4 protein-coding genes are annotated in these 4,670 nt (G+C 62.0%); 3 read left to right on the plus strand and 1 reads right to left on the minus strand.

From position 1 onward, the window contains the following. On the plus strand, positions 1 to 459 hold a 459-nt coding region (locus tag KGB27_RS30940), incomplete at its 5' end, for a hypothetical protein (protein ID WP_223557360.1). Positions 460 to 599: 140 nt separating this feature from the next. On the opposite strand, the gene KGB27_RS30945 is transcribed toward KGB27_RS30940, so the two are convergent. Next, a complete protein-coding gene (locus tag KGB27_RS30945; protein WP_223557361.1) occupies positions 600 to 1,496 on the minus strand; it encodes a LysR family transcriptional regulator in 897 nt (298 codons plus the stop codon). A gap of 160 nt (positions 1,497 to 1,656) precedes the next feature. Between KGB27_RS30945 and KGB27_RS30950 the strand changes: the two genes are divergently transcribed. After that, positions 1,657 to 2,676 carry an alpha/beta hydrolase gene (locus KGB27_RS30950; protein WP_008032696.1) on the plus strand — a complete coding sequence of 340 codons (1,020 nt, stop codon included), beginning with the start codon at positions 1,657 to 1,659 and terminating at the stop codon, positions 2,674 to 2,676. A 521-nt stretch (positions 2,677 to 3,197) separates the two neighbouring features. Further along, a complete protein-coding gene (locus KGB27_RS30955) occupies positions 3,198 to 4,634 on the plus strand; it encodes a mechanosensitive ion channel family protein (RefSeq protein ID WP_223557362.1) in 1,437 nt (478 codons plus the stop codon). Positions 4,635 to 4,670: the final 36 nt, after the last annotated feature.

The following is a 4,670-nucleotide window of genomic DNA, read 5'->3' on the forward strand; positions in this document are numbered from 1 at the left end:
GGTGGAAACGGTGGCGGCGGCAACGGCGGTGGCCACGGCGGAAGTGGCAGTGGCGGCAATGGCGGCAGCGGTCACGGTGGAAACGGCGGCGGCAATAGCGGCAGCGGTCACAGTGGCAACGACCATGGCTCGGGACATTCCGGTAACACCGCCTCATCCGGTCGCAGCGGCACCCATGCCGAACCGGGAGACGATCACGGCGTTCATCACGCCGGTGAAGTCGGCCACAACCGTGGCGTTCATCACGCCGGTGAAATCGGTGACGACCACGGCGTTCATCATGCCGGTGAAGTCGGCCACAACCGCGGCGTTCATCGCGCCGGTGAAATCGGTGACGACCACGGCGTTCATCGCGCCGGCGAAATCGGCGATGACCACGGCGTTCATGTCGGCGGTGAACCGGGTGACGACCACGGCGTGCACGTCGGTGGCGAGCCGGGTGATGACAAAAGGTCCTGATCACCCCTGAACAAAGGTTCGCCACAAGCCCCTGTGGGAGCGAGCCTGCTCGCGAAGGCAGAGTGTCAGACGACATCAATGTTGAATGACAAAATGCTTTCGCGAGCAGGCTCGCTCCCACATTGGAAATGTGCTGTGCTCTATAAAATTTCTTCAGCCTGATCCAGCCGCTCGCGCAGAAACTCGATCAACGCCTGCACCGGTCGCGAACTCTGGCGATGCTGCGGGTACACCGCCGACAACGTCAGCGGCTGCGGGCGAAACTCATCCAGCACCGGCACCAGCCGCCCATCCTTCAACGCCGCCCCGACAATGAAGGTAGGCAGGTACGTGATCCCCATCCCGGCAATGGCCGCATCCCTGAGCAACTCACCGTTGTTGACCCGCATCCGCCCGGTCACGTTGACCGCCAGCGGCTTGCCCTGCCCTTCAAAACGCCATTGCACCTGGCGGCCATGGCCATACGGCAGGCAGTCGTGCGTGTGCAGGTCCTCGGGTTTACCCGGCGTTCCGCGCTCGGCCAGGTAAGCCGGGCTGGCGCAATACACCCGCTGGATCGAAGCGATGCGGCGGGCGATCAGCGTCGAGTCTTCAAGGATGCCAATGCGCAACGCCAGGTCGTAACCCTCGCTGAGCAGATCCACCGGGCGGTCGCTCAAATCCACTTCCACCGTGACATCGCGATAACGCTGCAAGAACACCGGCAGCAAACACCCCAGATGCGCCACCGCAAACGACAACGGCGCGCTCACGCGAATGGTGCCGCGCGGTTCGGTGGTCTGGCTGGCGATGCCCTGTTCCACCTGCTCGACTTCGCTGAGCAAGCGCAACGCCGACTCGTAATAACTCTGACCCAGCGGCGTGACGTCCAGGCGCCGCGTGGAGCGGTTGAGCAACCGTACGCCCAGGCGTTCTTCAAGTTGCATCAAGCGACGGCTGACGAACTGTTTGGACAGGCCCAATTGATCGGCGGCCGAGGTGAAGCTGCCGGAGTCCATGACCTGGCAAAAAATACGCATATCTTCGAACGGGTTCATTGTCACTTTCCGGTTGACAGTTAAACGCTTTATAGCCGCTTTTTCCCTTTCGAGCACCCTATTAATCTATGTCCACGGTGTTGCTGAGGCCTGAGTCCCAGCGCAGCAGCAACCTGACCCTTAGGTAACCAATCTCTAATTAATTAAAAAGGATTTGCTCATGAACCTCGTCAAAAAAACCCTGACCGCTTCCCTGCTCGCCCTCTCCGTCGGCAACGCCTTTGCCGCTGGCAGCCCAGGCGTTGAACACAACACTCAAGCCTTCCTCGAAGCCCTCGCCGCCGGTGGCGGTAAACCGCTTGAGCAGTTGAGCCCGAAAGACGCCCGTGCGGTGCTGACCGGTGCGCAAAACTCGGTCAAGGTTGATCTGTCGGGTGTGGACGTCAGCGATCGTGCAATCAAGGTCGATGGTCAAACCATCAACCTGAAAATCGTGCGCCCGGCCAAGGTCAAAGGTGAGTTGCCGGTGTTCATGTTCTTCCACGGTGGCGGCTGGGTGCTGGGCGATTACCCGACTCACCAACGCTTGATTCATGACCTGGTGGTCGGCTCCGGTGCCGTCGCGGTGTATGTCGATTACACGCCGTCGCCGGAAGCGCACTACCCGACCGCGATCAACCAGGCCTACGCCGCGACCCGTTGGGTGGCCGAGCATGGCAAGGACATCGGCGTCGACGGCAAGCGTCTCGCCGTGGCCGGCAACAGCGTCGGTGGCAACATGGCGGCGGTCGTGGCATTGATGGCCAAGGAACAGAAAGCCCCGGCGTTGCGCTTCCAGCTGTTGATGTGGCCAGTGACCAACGCACAGTTCGACACCGGCTCGTACCAGCAATTTGCCGAAGGCCACTTCCTCACCAAAGGCATGATGAATTGGTTCTGGGACAACTACACCACCGACCAGGCCGAGCGTGCGCAGATCCACGCCTCGCCGTTGCAGGCCAGCGCCGAACAGCTCAAGGGCTTGCCGGCAGCGCTGGTGCAGACCGCCGAGTTCGACGTGTTGCGTGACGAAGGTGAAGCCTATGCCCGCCACCTCGATGCGGCCGGTGTGCCGGTCACGGCGGTGCGTTACAACGGGATGATTCATGACTTCGGCTTGCTCAATCCGCTGAGCCAGATTCCGGAAGTGAAAGCGGCGGTGCGTCAGGCCGCGCTGGAACTCAAGACTCATCTGAACTGAGTCCCCTCGCCCCTCCCACGATCATCGTGCGAGGGGCTTTTCTGTAGGAGCGGCCGGGCGGCGCTCCGTTTGCCGGCGAAGGCGCCCTCAAATACGCCTTCGCCGGCAAGCCTGGCTCCTACAAGGGATCGGGTTCACACAGTTCAACTGTAGGAGCGAAGCTTGCTCGCGAAGGCGCCCTCAAATACGCCTTCGCCGGCAAGCCTGGCTCCTACAAGGGATCGGGTTCACACAGTTCAACTGTAGGAGCGAAGCTTGCTCGCGAAGGCGCCCTCAAGTACGCCTTCGCCGGCAAGCCTGGCTCCTACAGGGGATCGGGTTCACACAGTTCAACTGTAGGAGCGAAGCTTGCTCGCGAAGGCGCCCTCAAGTACGCCTTCGCCGGCAAGCCTGGCTCCTACAGGGGATCGGGTTCACACAGTTCAACTGTAGGAGCGAAGCTTGCTCGCGAAGGCGCCCTCAAGTACGCCTTCGCCGGCAAGCCGGCTCCTACAAAAAAATCAGTCTTCCGGAGTTCTTCCATGTCCCTCATCTACGGTCATCTGCTGTCCTGGAGTGCGCTGTTGCTGGTCATCGACGCCGTGCTCTGGCACGTCGCGCCGTTCAAGCATCGCGTCACGCGGGTCGGTGTGCGCCTCGCACTGTTTCTGATGTTCAGCGCGCTCATCATCAACGCCGGCGTCAGCCCGTTGCAGGCGCCGCTGTTGGCAGACGACCGCGTGGCGCAACTGGGCGCTACGGCGCTGGGGATTCTCTGGTGGCTGTACGCCGCACGTGTGCTCACCGAAGTTATCGGCCTGCTGCTGATGCGGCGCATCGGGCACAGCGGGCGGTTGCTGCAGGACGTCATCGGCGCGCTGGTGTTTCTGATCGCCATCGTCGCCGCTGCCGGTTACGTGCTGGAGTTACCGGTGAAAGGTCTGCTGGCGACGTCCGGGGTGGTGGCAATCGTCGTCGGCCTGGCGTTGCAAAGCACCCTGAGCGATGTGTTTTCCGGGATCGTGCTCAACACCACCAAGCCGTATCAGGTGGATGACTGGATCGTGATCGACGGCGTCGAGGGCAAGGTGCTCGACATCGATTGGCGCGCCACTCACCTGCTGACCAGCGCCGGCAGTACGGCGGTGGTGCCGAACTCGGTGGCGGCCAAAGCGAAGATCGTCAACCTGAGCCGCCCCGGCAACATGCATGGTGTGTCGATCAGCATCCAGGTGCCCAACCACATCCGTCCGCGTCGGGTGCTGGAGGCACTGGACCGCACGCTTCAAGGCAGCAGCAGTCTGCTGCTCAACCCGGCGCCGAAAGCCGTGCTGAAAGAGGCCGGCGAAACCATGTCCGAATACGTGGCCAGCGGGTTTATCGCCGAACTCGGCAAGAAAAGCGAAGTGCGCAATCAACTGTTCGACCTCGCCCATCGGCACCTCGAAGCGGCGGGTATTTCCCGACAGCTCGACGGCGTGATCGAACCGACATCCCGCGCGCGGTCCTTGCTGGACGAGGTGAAAGTCTTCCGTTCCCTGAGCGAAGACGAACGCGACCGAATGGCCCATTCGATGGTCGCGCAGCAGTACGCGGCAGGCCAGGTGGTGCTGGAACTGGGAGAAGTGCCGGACAGCCTGATGGTCATCGCCACGGGCGTGGTCAGCGCGACAGTACCGGACGGCGCCGGGCAAACCGAGGCCGGGCGCATGGGGCCGAGCGAGGTGATGGGTGAACAGAGCATCCTCACCGATACACCGTCGCAGGCCACGTTCACCGCGTTGACCTCGTGCATCATCTACCGGATCGACAAATCCCTGACCCGCAGTTGCATGGAACAGCGGGTTGAGGTGGGTCGGGCGTTGAACAAGTTGCAGGCGGTACGGCAGCAGAACAGTCGGTTGGCGTTGCTGGCCAAACCGGTGCCGATCAAGAAAGGCGGATTCCTGAGTTGGCTGCAAAAACGCCAATCGGTGTAACACCTCGCACATTGTAGGAGCCGGCTTGCCGGCGAT

It is taken from the genome of Pseudomonas sp. BF-R-01 (assembly GCF_019946615.1).
Taxonomy (GTDB): domain Bacteria; phylum Pseudomonadota; class Gammaproteobacteria; order Pseudomonadales; family Pseudomonadaceae; genus Aquipseudomonas; species Aquipseudomonas migulae.

Excerpts from the sequence above, each read along its gene's own strand:
- KGB27_RS30950 (WP_008032696.1), top strand. The coding sequence starts at position 1,657 with ATGAACCTCGTCAAAAAAACCCTGACCGCTTCCCTGCTCGCCCTCTCC.
- KGB27_RS30945 (WP_223557361.1), bottom strand. The coding sequence starts at position 1,496 with ATGAACCCGTTCGAAGATATGCGTATTTTTTGCCAGGTCATGGACTCC.
- KGB27_RS30955 (WP_223557362.1), top strand. The coding sequence starts at position 3,198 with ATGTCCCTCATCTACGGTCATCTGCTGTCCTGGAGTGCGCTGTTGCTG.